This window comes from Marinomonas sp. ATLA20 (assembly GCF_057180105.1).
On record NZ_JBXUKU010000001.1, the window covers coordinates 157,757 to 172,513 of the forward strand.

General features: G+C 42.3%; 15 protein-coding genes. 3 read left to right on the top strand and 12 right to left on the bottom strand.

All coding sequences use genetic code 11. The annotated features are described in order from the left end of the window. Positions 1 to 18: 18 nt before the first annotated feature. The 12 genes from atpG to AC2A4J_RS00730 form a co-directional block, all read right to left on the bottom strand. A complete protein-coding gene (gene atpG, locus AC2A4J_RS00675; protein WP_484174510.1) occupies positions 19 to 879 on the bottom strand; it encodes a F0F1 ATP synthase subunit gamma in 861 nt (286 codons plus the stop codon). Between the two features lie 82 nt (positions 880 to 961). Then, complete coding sequence (atpA, locus tag AC2A4J_RS00680; RefSeq protein ID WP_484174511.1) at positions 962 to 2,506, bottom strand: F0F1 ATP synthase subunit alpha; 1,545 nt, start codon at positions 2,504 to 2,506, stop codon at positions 962 to 964. A gap of 38 nt (positions 2,507 to 2,544) precedes the next feature. Continuing rightward, a complete protein-coding gene (locus AC2A4J_RS00685; RefSeq protein WP_484174512.1) occupies positions 2,545 to 3,081 on the bottom strand; it encodes a F0F1 ATP synthase subunit delta in 537 nt (178 codons plus the stop codon). Positions 3,082 to 3,092: 11 nt separating this feature from the next. Then, positions 3,093 to 3,563 (bottom strand): F0F1 ATP synthase subunit B, encoded by a 471-nt coding sequence (locus tag AC2A4J_RS00690; protein ID WP_113915291.1) that lies wholly within the window; start codon positions 3,561 to 3,563, stop codon positions 3,093 to 3,095. Positions 3,564 to 3,620: 57 nt separating this feature from the next. After that, positions 3,621 to 3,878, bottom strand: coding sequence for a F0F1 ATP synthase subunit C (atpE, locus tag AC2A4J_RS00695; protein ID WP_012072127.1), 258 nt, complete (start codon positions 3,876 to 3,878; stop codon positions 3,621 to 3,623). Between the two features lie 66 nt (positions 3,879 to 3,944). Then, positions 3,945 to 4,793: a F0F1 ATP synthase subunit A gene (gene atpB / locus AC2A4J_RS00700; protein WP_484174513.1), complete on the bottom strand. Its 849-nt coding sequence runs from the start codon at positions 4,791 to 4,793 to the stop codon at positions 3,945 to 3,947. A 48-nt stretch (positions 4,794 to 4,841) separates the two neighbouring features. After that, positions 4,842 to 5,249 carry an ATP synthase subunit I gene (locus AC2A4J_RS00705; RefSeq protein WP_072839329.1) on the bottom strand — a complete coding sequence of 136 codons (408 nt, stop codon included), beginning with the start codon at positions 5,247 to 5,249 and terminating at the stop codon, positions 4,842 to 4,844. Between the two features lie 164 nt (positions 5,250 to 5,413). Beyond that, complete coding sequence (locus AC2A4J_RS00710) at positions 5,414 to 6,298, bottom strand: ParB/RepB/Spo0J family partition protein (protein WP_484174514.1); 885 nt, start codon at positions 6,296 to 6,298, stop codon at positions 5,414 to 5,416. A gap of 45 nt (positions 6,299 to 6,343) precedes the next feature. Then, complete coding sequence (locus AC2A4J_RS00715; protein WP_255827289.1) at positions 6,344 to 7,111, bottom strand: ParA family protein; 768 nt, start codon at positions 7,109 to 7,111, stop codon at positions 6,344 to 6,346. A 3-nt stretch (positions 7,112 to 7,114) separates the two neighbouring features. Beyond that, positions 7,115 to 7,741: a 16S rRNA (guanine(527)-N(7))-methyltransferase RsmG gene (gene rsmG, locus AC2A4J_RS00720; protein ID WP_255827290.1), complete on the bottom strand. Its 627-nt coding sequence runs from the start codon at positions 7,739 to 7,741 to the stop codon at positions 7,115 to 7,117. Positions 7,742 to 7,792: 51 nt separating this feature from the next. Then, positions 7,793 to 9,682 (bottom strand): tRNA uridine-5-carboxymethylaminomethyl(34) synthesis enzyme MnmG, encoded by a 1,890-nt coding sequence (gene mnmG, locus AC2A4J_RS00725; RefSeq protein WP_255829329.1) that lies wholly within the window; start codon positions 9,680 to 9,682, stop codon positions 7,793 to 7,795. A 926-nt stretch (positions 9,683 to 10,608) separates the two neighbouring features. Further along, a complete protein-coding gene (locus AC2A4J_RS00730) occupies positions 10,609 to 11,667 on the bottom strand; it encodes an NAD(P)-dependent alcohol dehydrogenase (protein WP_114410483.1) in 1,059 nt (352 codons plus the stop codon). Between the two features lie 186 nt (positions 11,668 to 11,853). On the opposite strand from AC2A4J_RS00730, the gene AC2A4J_RS00735 reads away from it, so the two are divergent. From AC2A4J_RS00735 to acuI, 3 genes are all read left to right on the top strand, one after another. Beyond that, positions 11,854 to 12,732 (top strand): AraC family transcriptional regulator, encoded by an 879-nt coding sequence (locus AC2A4J_RS00735; RefSeq protein ID WP_255827291.1) that lies wholly within the window; start codon positions 11,854 to 11,856, stop codon positions 12,730 to 12,732. Between the two features lie 136 nt (positions 12,733 to 12,868). Beyond that, positions 12,869 to 13,531 carry an acrylate utilization transcriptional regulator AcuR gene (gene acuR, locus AC2A4J_RS00740; protein WP_205116585.1) on the top strand — a complete coding sequence of 221 codons (663 nt, stop codon included), beginning with the start codon at positions 12,869 to 12,871 and terminating at the stop codon, positions 13,529 to 13,531. A 74-nt stretch (positions 13,532 to 13,605) separates the two neighbouring features. Further along, the gene (gene acuI, locus AC2A4J_RS00745; protein ID WP_255827293.1) at positions 13,606 to 14,592 is read left to right on the top strand and encodes an acrylyl-CoA reductase (NADPH); all 987 of its coding nucleotides are present in this window, start codon (positions 13,606 to 13,608) and stop codon (positions 14,590 to 14,592) included. Positions 14,593 to 14,757 lie beyond the last annotated feature (165 nt).

Sequence of the window (14,757 nt, forward strand, 5' to 3'; positions counted from 1 at the left end):
CTTAAATACCTAAATACCTTAAACCGCTGCCGCGCCGCTGACTATCTCAGAAATTTCCTGAGTAATCGCTGCTTGACGAGCCTTGTTGTACACCAACTGCAATTCATCAATGATATCGCCAGCGTTGTCTGTCGCGTTTTTCATCGCAAGCATACGAGCTGCTTGTTCACACGCAATGTTTTCAACCACTGACTGATACACTTGAGATTCAATATAGCGAACCAATAATTCGTTCAAAATTTCAACGGCTTCTGGTTCATAAATGTAATCCCAGTGGTGCTTTAACTCTGTATTCTCTTCCGCTTTTAATGGCAAAAGTTGTTCAACCGTCGGGTTTTGAGTCATGGTGTTCACAAACTCATTTGAAACCACATAAAGACGATCAATACGACCTTCATCAAATGCGTCTAGCATCACCTTTACACTTCCGACTAATGCGTCAGCTTTGGGTGCATCACCTAAACCGGTGAAAGCTGCTGTTACATTTCCGCCGTAGTTACGAAAGAAAGAAACCGCTTTACTACCGATTGCACAGATGTCGACTTCAACACCGGAATCAGCGAACTGTTTCATATCTTTAATGGCTTTTTTGAACACGTTAACGTTCAAACCACCACATAAACCACGATCAGAAGAGATTACGATATAACCAACACGCTTCGCCTCACGTTCGGTAAGGTAACGGTGTTTATACTCAGGATTCGCGTTGGCCAAATGACCAACTACTTGGCGAATTCGTTCCGCATACGGACGAGAAGCGGCCATACGATCCTGAGCTTTACGCGTTTTACTTGCCGCTACTTTTTCCATAGCACGAGTAATTTTACGCGTATTGTTAATGCTCGAAATCTGAGTACGTATCTCTTTTCCGACTGCCATAATAGAACTGCCCTTGTGAGAATGTTATTTCACAAACTGCAAGAAAGTGGTGACAAGCTTTAATCGCCAGTCACCAAACTCATTACCAAGTTTGCGTCGCTTTAAACTTCTCGATTGCCGCTTTAAATGTCGCTTCAATCTCGCCGTTAAAATTACCAGTTTTGTTAATGTCAGCAATAAGATCAGCGTGTTCGCTGTTCATATAGCTCAACAAAGCAGTTTCAAAACTACCAATTTTGCTTGTTTCAACATCTTCAAGGAAGCCATCATTAGCAGCGTAAAGAACTACGCCCATATCAGCTACAGACATAGGAGAGAACTGTTTCTGTTTCATCAGTTCAGTAACCTGTTTACCGTGCTCTAGCTGCTTACGAGTCGCTTCGTCTAGGTCAGATGCGAACTGAGCGAAAGCCGCCAATTCACGGTACTGAGCCAATGCAAGACGAATACCACCGCCAAGTTTCTTGACGATCTTAGTTTGTGCTGCACCACCTACACGAGATACCGAAATACCGGCGTTCATCGCTGGACGAATACCCGCGTTAAACGAGCTCGTTTCCAAGAATATCTGACCATCTGTGATGGAGATAACGTTGGTTGGTACGAATGCAGATACGTCACCACCTTGAGTCTCGATGATTGGCAATGCTGTCAAAGAACCAGTTTTGCCTTTCACTTCACCATTGGTGAATTTCTCTACGTAATCAACGTTTACACGTGATGCACGCTCAAGAAGACGAGAGTGAAGGTAGAAAACGTCACCTGGGTAGGCTTCACGACCTGGTGGACGACGAAGAAGCAAAGAGATCTGACGGTAAGCCCAAGCTTGCTTGGTCAAATCATCATAAATAATCAACGCATCTTCACCACGGTCACGGAAATATTCACCCATAGTACAGCCAGTGTATGGCGCTATGTAAAGCATCGCTGCTGGATCAGATGCGCCAGCGGCTACAACTGTGGTGTATTCCATTGCGCCAGCTTCTTCAAGCTTACGCACGACGTTAGCAATTGTAGATTGTTTCTGACCGATCGCTACGTACACACATTTAATGCCAGAATCTTTCTGAGCAATAATGGTGTCGATTGCTAGAGCAGTCTTACCAATCTGACGGTCACCGATGATCAACTCACGTTGACCACGACCAATTGGCACCATGGCGTCAATGGCTTTGTAACCCGTTTGAATAGGTTGATCAACGGACTGACGTTCGATAACGCCTGGCGCCACTTTCTCAACTTTATCCGTTAGTTTTGCATTGATAGCGCCTTTGCCGTCGATTGGGTTACCCAATGCGTCAACAACACGACCAAGCAATTCAGGACCAATTGGAACTTCCAATATACGACCTGTACATTTCACTTTTTGACCTTCTACAAGGTCTTGGTATTTACCAAGTACTACCGCACCTACAGAGTCACGCTCTAGGTTCAAAGCAATACCGTAAACACCACCAGGGAATTCAATCATTTCCCCGTACATAACATCTGCCAGACCGTGGATCAGAACGATACCGTCTGCCACGCTGACAATTGTGCCCTCATTTTGGGCATCAGAAGATACATCGAGGTTCTCGATGCGCTTCTTGATAATCTCGCTGATCTCAGATGGATTCAGTTGCTGCATGCTAAATTCCTCAACCCTGGTTTCGATTTAACGAAACGCTAGGAGTTTATCGCCTCGGCCAGTTTCGCTAATTTACCGCGTACTGAACCGTCGATGATTAAGTCACCCGTACGAATAACCACGCCACCAAGTAGGCTTGCGTCTGTTTCACTGGTTAAGTTGACGGTACGATCCAACTTTTTCGCCAGTGAAGCGGCTAATGCTTGTGTTTGTTCTGCTGTTAATTCAAATGCAGACGTAAATTCAACATTTACGGCTTTTTCGAAATTCAGTTTGAACTGTAAAAATAACTCAGAAATAGCAGGAAGAAGCGATAAACGCTTATTCACAGCTAGGGCTAGCAAAAATGCTTTACCTTGTTCTGTTGTCACTTCTGCACAAACGTCCGCTAGAGCGCTTGCCTTCTCTTCCGCACTAAAAGCTGGATTTCCAAGTGCTTTCTCAAGCTTAGGTTCAATCGTTACAGCAGCCAATATGTTCAACATATCCGCCCACTCAACAATGTGACCTTGCTCTCTAGCAACTTCAAAAACCGCTTTCGCGTACGGTCGCGCGACTGTTTTTAATTCAGCCATTAGACCCTCGCTTAAAGCTCTTTGGCGAGCTGTTCAACGATCTCGCTATGTGCTTTTTCGTCAATGGTGGCTCCCAAAATCTTCTCGGCACCAGCAAATGCAAGAACGGACACTTGAGCACGCAATGCTTCTTTAGCACGCATTACGTCTTGTTCGATCTCAGCTTGAGCTGCTTCGCGCAGACGCTTGCCATCGGCAATCACCTGCTCTTTTGCCTCGTCGACCATTTGGTTCGCACGTTTGTTGGCTTGTTCAATAATCTCGGCCGCGTTCTCTTTGCTTTCACGTAGAATTTGAGTGGCTTGTTCTTGTGCCAACTCAAGATCACGTGAAGCACGGTTCGCTGCTTCCAAACCGTCTGCAATTTTTTTACTGCGCTCTTCGAGCGCAGTAATAACTGGTGGCCACACATATTTCATGCAGAACCAGACAAAAATGGCAAACGATATAGCTTGGCCTAGAAGTGTGAGATTTAAGTTCACGCTAATACCCTCGCTTTTAGTCGTTTAAAAATCATTTCCGCAATATTTTGCAGAATATTAACCAGCGACCAAAGCAACAAAAGGATTCGCAAAAGTGAAGAACAATGCGATACCTACACCGATCATAGTTACGGCATCTAGAAGACCCGCTACGATGAACATTTTAACTTGCAGCATTGGAACCATTTCTGGTTGACGCGCAGCGCCTTCCAAGAATTTTCCACCCAAAATACCAAAACCAATCGCAGTACCTAGGGCACCTAGACCGATTAGAAGGGCTACAGCGATCGCAGTAAGACCAACTACAGTTTCCATTTTAACTCCTACATTTTCACAGTTTTAGATAAGGTTTAAAAAATTATTACTTTAAAGAACACACTCTTAGTGATCTTCGTGCGCCATACTCAAGTAGACGATAGTCAACATCATAAAGATGAAGGCTTGAAGCACGATGATCAAAATATGGAAGATCGCCCATGGCACAGACAGAGCCCATTGTAGACCCCACGGCAATATAGCAATCAAAATAAAGATCAACTCACCAGCATACAAGTTACCAAACAATCGCAATGCTAATGAAACAGGTTTCGCAAGTAGACCAACACCTTCAAGCAATAAGTTGAAAGGGATCATCCATTTGCCAAATGGCTGTAACGTCAGTTCACCAACAAAACCACCAATGCCTTTCACTTTGATACTGTAGAAAACAATCAAAGCAAAAACAGAAAGAGACATTCCTAACGTGGCATTAATGTCTGTTGTTGGAACAAATTTGAAATACACATGATTAGGATCAGCGCCAAACACTGAAGAGCCAATCATTTGAGCAACAGCAGGCAAGAAGTCAACAGGGATTAAATCCATGAAGTTCATCAAGAAAACCCAAACAAAAATAGTAAGTGCTAAAGGTGCAATGACCTTGCTCTTACCATGAAAGGTTTCTTTGACACTGCCATCAACAAACTCAACCATAAGCTCTACAAAATTTTGTAGACCTGACGGTGTATCAGTCGAAATTTTCTTTGCGGCCTTACGGAACAACCATAAAAACAAGAAACCCAAAGCAATCGAAACCGCCATGGTGTCTACATGAATTGCCCAGAATCCCATATCTGCTGCTTCTTTAGCATCATGGGCAAGACCCCATGTTCCATCAGGATGTTGACCATAGGTCAAATTCTGAAGGTGATGCTTTATATATGAAGAAGCTGTTGGACTTTCAATACCCATACTTATATCCACGCTCTCTCAATGATTAAAATCCTATTACCTATCGTACTAAGTATTTCTTAGCACGATAGGGCTGAGCCAATGACTCAAAATTGCACCGCCAAAACCTGCAAAAAAAGCCCCTGCAGCTAGTGGCTTTATCAGAAGAAAAACCAGCGACAATAAAACCACTGTCATAGCCAACTTACCGGCTTCTCCTCGATAGAATGATCTAACGACATCTTTTGCTGGGCGAGTTCCCTTATAACCAAATATTCGCCAAGCCATATAAACACTCGGCAATATGCTAGTTAAGGCGCCTAATATAAACGAGTACCCATACAGACCACCAGCAACGTAAAAAATTCCCAAAGAAACTAAAAAAGTGAGCAATAATTGTAATAACAAGAAACGAAATATAGCCTTCTTTTTAGCGCTAATAATTGCACTCGCGCTTAGTGGCTTTTTCGTCTCCATTACCCAACTCTCTTTTCGCACTATAAAAGTGCAATCAATGTGATGATTTACAAAATTCGAGGCATTATATGGGTAATGGCGGCTGTGTTCAACTTAAACTGGCTATCAAGATCATTTTCTAGCTATCTTGTCTAGATAGAAAAAAGCATTTGTCACGAATTGCTTCATTTCCCTGCAAGCAGTTCGCTAATCAAGAGTTCTAGGTGTTCAGGGTTACGGTACTCAATTACCAACTTGCCTTTTCCTTTAGCTGAAGGTTGTATTTTTACCGCCGCATTAATTTTTTGACTAACACGCTCTGCTTCTGCACTTAAATCTGGCAGGGAAGGTTTACTATCTTGATTTTTTTCAACAACTTGAAAGTTTTTCACTAATCTTTCCGTCTCACGAACTGACAAAGATTTAGTAACAACTTGTGACGCCGCTTGAATTTGTTTGTCATGCTCTAGAGGCAATAACGCTCTAGCATGGCCCATTTCGATATCACCATGCTCTAGTAAACGACGAACTTCAGGAGTTAATCCCAACAAACGTAATAAATTGGCTACAGTTGAGCGAGATTTACCAACGGTATCAGCAACTTCTTGCTGTGTAAGATGAAAGTCTTCGACTAAACGCTGTAAAGCCAAAGCTTCTTCAACGGGGTTTAGGTCTTCACGTTGAATATTTTCTATCAAAGCCAGAACCACAGCATCGGCGTCTTCAACGTGACGAACAATAACAGGGACTTGTGTTAAATCCGCCAATTTAGCAGCTCGCCAACGGCGTTCACCAGCAATAATTTCGTATTGATTATGGCCGTTTGGTCGCACCACAATAGGTTGCATAATACCTTGATTACGAATCGACGCGGCTAAATCTTCAAGTTGCGCAGGATTCATGTCACGACGAGGTTGGAATTTACCTTTGGATAGCCATTCCACAGGCAAATAAGTCAGGCCTTTTATTTGCTCACTATCAGAGCCACTATCAGCCTCATTGGTTGGCGTTGATTGTGGTGCCAATAATGCATCTAAGCCACGACCTAGACCTCTTTTTTTCATCGTCATTTCATTAACCCTAATTGGAATTAAACTACGCTTATTAAACAGTAATTACGCAACAGATTTTCGAATAAACTCACCCGCTAGTGCAAGGTAAGCAATAGCACCACGAGACTGCTTTTCATAATGCAACACAGGTAACCCATAACTTGGTGATTCCGCTAAACGAATATTTCTAGGGATCACGGTATCATAAACCTTGTCGCCAAAATGCTTGTGAAGCTGGCTAGAAACATCATGCGTTAAACTAGGGCGAGGATCATACATGGTTCGTAAAATACCTTCGACCTCTAGAGAGGGATTTAATGCTTGCGTAATACGATTGATCGTTTGCAATAATGCCGTTAACCCTTCTAATGCGTAATATTCACATTGCACAGGAATCAATACACCTTGAGAAGCCGCTAAGGCATTTACTGTCAACATATTCAATGCCGGTGGGCAGTCAAGCAAGATATAATCAAAGTCATTATCGACTTCATACAGGCCAGCACGCAGACGAGTTTCCTTACTTGGTAAATCAAGTAAAACCACTTCTGCGCCAGTTAAATCACCATTTGCAGGCAATACCCAGTAGTCCCCAGGCATGCTTTTTTTCATGACTTCTTTTACGCCATGAGAACCAATCAATACGTCGTAGACGCTCGTGTCTAACTCTTCTTTGGTGAAACCACTTCCTGTTGTCGCATTACCTTGCGGATCTAAATCGATTAATAACACTCGACGCTTCATTGCCGCCAGTGACGCCGCTAAATTAACACAGGTGGTGGTTTTACCCACGCCACCTTTTTGGTTGGTAACTGCGATGATTCTTGCCATGTTTTATCCTTTACGCGTCATCACTACCATGTGACGCTCCGCCTGAACATTTGGCACATTAAGAGGCTCTACAGATACTAAATCAACCTCTTTCGGTAGCGCCGCTATTTCTTCACTAGGGTAAACGCCTTTCATGGCTAGAAAATTACCAGTCTCTTTGGGGAGAGGTAAAGTCCAATTAATCATATCTTGTAAAGACGCAAAAGCTCGAGAAATGACATGATCGTACTCCCCTTGGTAAGGGTGTTTTTCAACACGTTCATTTGCCACAGTGGCATTATGAATGCCCAACTCCATCTTAACTTGCGTCAAAAAACGGGTTTTTTTGCCGTTACTGTCGAGTAAAGTGAAACGTTTTTCTGGATAACATATAGCAAGCACCATACCAGGTAAGCCAGGACCAGTACCTACGTCTATAATATTGTCACCGGTTATAAAGGGTAAAGTCGCCAAACTGTCTAATAAATGCAAAGAAATCATTTGCTCTACATCTCGAATAGCAGTCAGGTTATAAGCCTTGTTCCACTTTTCTAGCATGGCTAGGTATTTTACAAGAGTCTGAATCGTTTCATCAGATAGAGCAGCGCCCATTTGTTGGGCGCCTTTTTGAATAGTGTCAAAGTGTGTCACAGTCGATCCATTTCTATAAAGATAGCAATTAGGGATTATCGGCTGATGATTCTAGGCACTTTTGCGTGCAATCGCACGTTTTTTCAAGTGAATTAATAGTAAGGATACCGCCGCAGGCGTCACACCTTGGATTCGAGATGCCGCTGCAAGCGTTGCAGGACGCTGTTGAGTCAGCTTTTGCTTGATCTCATTCGAAAGACCTTCCATCTTGGTATAATCCAAATCTTCAGGTAGCTCGGTATTTTCTTGACGACGTAGACGCTCAATATCTTCGGCTTGACGAGAAATATAGCCAGCGTATTTAACGGCTATTTGAACCTGCTCAGAAACTTGTTCGTCCACAGGCTCATCAAGAGCATTTTTCAAATTCGCCACATCGGAATACACAATGTTCGGACGTTTAAGCAAATCTAACAAGCTGTACTCATGAGTAATTGGCGTCTCAAGCTTTGGATTAATACTTTCCGCTTCAGGCGTATTTGGCACAATCCAACTCGATTTAAGACGTTGCGTTTCTACTTCTATCGCTTCACGTTTTTTGCAGAAGGCAGCCCAACGCTCATCAGAAACCAAACCAAGTTCACGGCCTTTTTCAGTCAAACGCATGTCAGCATTGTCTTCACGCAAGATCAAACGATATTCTGCACGACTAGTAAACATGCGATAGGGTTCTTTTGTCCCCATACTGATCAAATCATCAACCAGTACACCTAAATAAGCTTCATCTCGTCTAGGTGTCCAAGCATCTTTGTCTTGTGCAAGCAAAGCCGCATTTAGACCAGCCAGTAAGCCTTGTGCACCAGCTTCTTCATAACCTGTTGTGCCATTAATTTGTCCTGCAAAGAACAAACCAGGCATGTGTTTGGTTTCTAATGAATATTTTAAATCCTGAGGATTAAAATAATCGTACTCAATAGCATAACCAGGACGAGTAATATGGGCATTTTCCATGCCTTTCATAGAACGTACTAGCTCAATCTGTACATCAAACGGTAAAGACGTCGAAATTCCATTCGGATACAGTTCGTGCGTCGTTAAACCTTCTGGCTCGATAAAGATTTGATGGGAGTTCTTATCGGCAAAACGTACAATTTTGTCTTCAATAGAAGGACAGTAACGAGGCCCAATACCTTCAATAACGCCAGAATACATTGGTGAACGATCCATACCGGCACGAATTATATCGTGAGTCTGTTCATTGGTATGAGTGATAAAACATTCAACTTGACGAGGGTGCATTGCGCGATTGCCCATGTATGACATAACTGGATCAATATCATCGCCAGGTTGTGCTTGCATCAGAGAAAAATCGACAGTACGAGCGTCAATACGAGGTGGCGTTCCCGTTTTTAAGCGATCAACGCGAAATGGCAAAGCACGAAGCTTTTGCGCTAAACCTATGGATGGCGGATCACCGGCACGACCACCTGAGTGGTTTTGTAAGCCAATATGGATAACGCCACCTAAAAAGGTACCGGCCGTTAAAACAACGGTTTTACTATTAAAGCGAATACCTGTTTGAGTAATCACACCACGAGCAGCACCATCTTCAACAATCAGATCTTCAGCCGATTGTTGAAAAAGCCATAAGTTTTCTTGGTTTTCTAACTTATGACGAATAGCCGCTTTATATAAAATGCGATCAGCTTGAGCTCGTGTGGCTCGAACAGCAGGTCCTTTACGAGAGTTCAAAGTACGAAACTGAATCCCGGCTTGATCTGTGGCCAATGCCATAGCGCCGTCTAAAGCGTCTATTTCTTTAACCAGATGGGACTTCCCTATGCCACCAATGGCGGGGTTACAGGACATTTGTCCTAAAGTTTCAATGTTGTGAGAAAGTAACAAAGTTTTAACGCCCATACGAGCTGCTGCTAAAGCTGCTTCTGTACCAGCGTGTCCGCCACCAACCACAATCACATCAAAGCGACTTGGGAAATCCACAGGAACCTCGGTATTACTAAATAAAATGAATAAAAAACGATCAATCATCGATTGAGGCCGCTTAGTATATAGGCTAATTTCCAAAAAGAAAGAGATCGAAACTCTCTTAACCCGGTCATCAATATTAATATATTTAAGTAAGTATATAAGGTCTTTTATGTTTGTTATGTTTATATAGCAAGCTAATTTCTGTGTATAAAGATAAAAAATCCATAATTATTAAGTGTTTATAAAGATAACATCTTGTTAAGACTGGGCTGGTTATCTTGTGGTGTGGATAACCTGAACCTGTGCATAAAATAGGGACTTATACAGAGTCGATTTTTAAGGCCCAAGTTGTTAAAAACTGTGCAAAACTTCCTATCAAGCTATCACCATACTTATCAACAAGCTGTTTTTTGTTTTCTGAATACTTTAACTTGTTGTTTTTTATGGTTTTTTGTATTTTTTCCCACAAAAAAAGCCCTTTTTATAAAAAAAATAATCCACAAGCAAAAAAATAAAATTTTTATATTTTTCGTTTTTTTCTAGATAGACAGTGTGAATAATTACCTTAGATCCTGCTTTTTGTTGATGTTCGAGCCATTGTGGAGAAAGAAAGACAATCTTGAAAAAATCTACCTGTGAGTAACTATTTTGCTTTTATGATCATCTTCGCTGTATAAAGCGACAAATGAGGATGAGGCTATATTTGAGAGAGTGGCTTGTATTGAATTATCAAAAGCGATATCGGCATTCAATGAAACAATGGAGAGAAGTTTTTTGTGCAGTGGCGACGTGGTTAAGAAGAAAACGAGTTGATTACAGGCCTTAGCGCCCTCGCCCTGTTGCGTTTTTTAGTTATCAAACTGGACCGTGATAGAAAATAGAGCAAAAAAAAGCGCCTATCAAAGGCGCTTTTTAAGGTAAGAAGCTATAAAGCGAGGTTAAGCTTCTTCTTTCAAGCTTTTCATATCGATAATGAATCGGTATTTCACATCGCCTTTTTTCATGCGCTGATAAGCTTGGTTGATATCCTGGATATTGATCATCTCAGCATCACATTCAATGTTATGCTCTGCACAGAAGTCCAACATTTCTTGTGTTTCTGCAATACCACCGATCAAAGAACCAGTGAGTACACGACGTTTCATCACCAAGTTGGCCGCATGAACCGCTGGTTCCATTGGTTCGATAAGACCGACTAAAATGTGCGTTCCATCGACTTTTAAGCAACCCAAGTACGGGTTCAAATCATGTTGAACGGGAATGGTGTCTAATAAATAGTCGAACGTCATTGCGGCTGCTTTCATTTGTGCTTCGTCAGTTGAAACGATCACATAATCTGCGCCTTGTTTTTTCGCTTCTGCAATTTTGCTTTCTGAACGAGTGAAAATAGTCACTTCTGCACCAAAGGCTTTTGCGAATTTCACGCCCATGTGGCCTAAACCGCCCATTCCTAAAACACCGACTTTATCGCCTGCCTTAATGCCGTGATGACGTAGTGGAGAATACGTTGTGATACCAGCACATAATAAAGGAGCGGCTTTACTCAGTTCTAAAGTCTGAGGAATAGATAAGACGAACTTTTCACGCACTACTATGTGATCTGAATAACCACCGTAGGTTAAAGTTCCGTCGATTAGATCGTGAGCACCATAGGTTCCGACTGGACCATTATCGCAATATTGCTCTAAGTCCGCGGCGCAATGGGAACAATGCTGACAAGAGTCGACCATACAACCTACACCGACAATGTCGCCAATCTTATATTTGGATACTTTACTGCCAACTTCGGTGACTTTACCCACAATTTCATGGCCAGGAACGATTGGGTAATTACTTGGTCCCCAATCACTTTCTGCCGTATGAATATCAGAGTGACAAACACCACAATAAAGAATGTCGATATTTACATCGTCTTCACGAAGCGCGCGACGTTCAAATGAAAAGGGTGCTAAAGGGGTTGTTGCAGAGAGTGCAGCATAAGATTTTGCTTGGCTCATAAATAGTTACTCCAGTGTTGGAACATGAAATATGTGTTACCTAGTGTAGAGTAAGCTTTGGTGTTTTGTGTTGTGCATTCTTGCTATTGTTTTGCCTATTCCTCTAAATAGTTAAAACATAACTTTTCCTACACAATCTTGTATGGATAATAACTTCATTGATTTTTATAGACAGATGGATCAAATATGAGCGATAGAAATTTAGTAGATTTGATCAAACCTCTGGTGAGAGAAGATGGTTTCTGCGATACCTTGATTGCCAATGTTCGTTTAATGAAGTGTGAAAAATCTTTGCCTAGAATGCCGCTTATTTATCGGCCTGGACTCACCATTATTGTTCAAGGTCGTAAAATTGGCTATTTAGGCGATCGTGAAATTCACTACAACTCTAGTCACTACTTGGTGCAAACTTTACCCTTGCCTTTCGAATGTGAAACCTTTGCCAGCCAACAAGAACCGCTTTTGGGGATCTCTATTGATATCGATCCTGTTGTGTTATCCGAGTTGGTTTCTGTTTCTTCTGAATATACATCAAATCCATCTGTATCTAACTTTTCCATGTCATCCGTCCCAATGAGTGATGATATGATTGAATCTGTCTCTCGTCTTATCAAAGCCTTACATGATCCATATACCGCAAAAATCATGGGACAGAGTCGGGTTCGAGAAGTTATTTTTGAAGCTTTACAAAGTTCACAAGGCGATGCGTTACGTGCCTTGGTGCTTAATCAAGGACGCTTTTCGCTGATAGTGAATTCCCTCAAACAACTGCATCAGCAGCTGGATCAAGAAGTCCGTGTGGAACAGCTTGCAGACGATGCCAACATGAGCGTTTCAAGCTTCCACCATCATTTTAAAAACATCGCAGGATCGTCTCCATTACAGTACCTGAAGCGTTTACGTCTATTGAAAGCACAAATGCTGTTAAGTCAAGGTCACCTGAATGTCAGTCAAATTTCTCTAGAAGTTGGTTATAAAAGCGTTCATCAGTTTAGTCGGGACTACAAACGCTATTTTGGCGCGCCGCCGACAAAAGACAAATTAAGGGAAGACACCGTAATATGAGACTTTTAGCCTTTTCTTGAATTAGCTTGCTTGAACTAACTTTCTTGAACTAACTTTCTTGAACTAACTTTCTTGAATTAAATAGACGAGTGGTCTAAATTAATGGACAACCATTTTATTGCTTAGGTATTAGACATTGCACTCGGAATCCAATCCAGCCACTAACCTCCCTATTAAGCCTCGTCGAGGGCGGCCAAAAAAAACGTCAGTAGACGCTTTAGATACACGCGACGCTTTATTACGAGCTGGAATGCAAATATTGACAGAATCTGGCTTTATTCGCAGCGGCATTGATCCGATTTTAAAATCTATCGGAGTGCCAAAAGGGTCTTTCTATCATTATTTTCCGAGTAAAGAAGCCTTTGGTTTGGCTGTTTTAGCGCGTTATCGTCGTTATTTTGAAGCAAAATTAGATGGTTTCTTATTGGACGAGTCATTTTCTCCCCTAGAACGATTACAGCGCTTTGCCCAAGATGCCCAAGACGGCATTGTCCGGCACGAATTTAAACGTGGTTGTTTAGTGGGTAACTTAGAACAAGAATCCAGTCTGCTTTCTGAGACGTTTCGAGAGCAACTGCAAGCAACCTATCAAAGCTGGCAAATAAGAGTGGCGACCTGTTTATTAGAAAGTCAAAAACAAGGTGAAATTGATCTTACAGTCAATATTAACGATATTTCTCAAGCATTCTGGATTGGCTGGGAAGGTGCTGTTCATCGGGCGAGATTAGTCAAAAGCACACAACCACTAAGCTTGTTCATGGCGTTTTTTATCCAAGCAATTCAAATTAAAACAGACTAATAACAATAGCCAAGTGAAGCCACTTGGCTTTTTATAAGCTAAAAATAGACGATCGGTCTAAAATTGGAGGACTTATGTTTAAAGGTTTATTGATCACGCAAGAAGACAAAAAAAGTACAGCATCCGTTGTGGAACTACAGGAAGATCAGCTACCTGAAGGTGATGTGTTGGTTGAAGTTCACTACAGCACCTTAAATTACAAAGATGGTTTAGCCATCACTGGTAAGTCTCCCGTTGTGCGCTCTTTTCCTATGGTGCCTGGAATAGATCTAGTCGGTAAAGTGCTACAAAGTGATTCTGAACGCTTCACTGTTGGTGATTTTGTTGTATTGAATGGTTTTGGTGTCGGTGAAGTGCATTGGGGCGGTTTGGCTCAAAAAGCACGACTCAAAAGCGAGTGGCTCATTCCTCTTCCAAAAGGTATAGATGCTAAACATTCTATGGCAATAGGTACAGCGGGTTATACGGCGATGTTGTCGGTACTTGCTCTTGAAAAACAAGGTGTTACGGCGGATTCTGGCGAAATTCTAGTGACAGGCGCCAACGGTGGCGTTGGCAGTTTTGCGATTCGCCTACTGAACCGTCTTGGCTATCACGTTGTTGCTTCTACAGGACGAATGGAAGAAAGCGACTACTTAAAAAGCCTTGGAGCAAGCGACATCATCGACCGGAATACACTGTCTGAATCTGGTAAACCCTTACAGAAAGAGCGTTGGGCTGGCGTCATTGATTGTGTCGGCAGTCACACTTTAGTTAATGCCTGCGCCACTACTAAATATGGCGGTGTGGTGACGTGTTGCGGCTTAGCACAAGGCATGGACTTCCCTGCTTCTGTAGCGCCTTTCATTTTACGAGGTATCAAGCTGATTGGCATAGATAGCGTCATGCGACCATTAGCTGACCGCATTGAAGCATGGCAACGTTTGAGTGAACTACTACAGCCAGAGGATTTTGACAGCATGAGCGAAGAAATTGGCTTGGAAGATGTGGTAGAAACGGCTAATAAGCTACTTGGTGGCAAGGTACGTGGTCGTGTATTGGTAAATGTTAAGGCTTCATAACTATATTTTCTGCTTCATTGACGGGTACTAGATAATATTACCTCAACTATCCAATCAGGTGATTTGATTGGATAGTTGATCTTATAGCGAATGAAAACGTTACGGTTTTTTTACGCGCCAATACCTCCGCCCTTTGCTACAGTCTTGCTTGTGCCCTTCCTTACT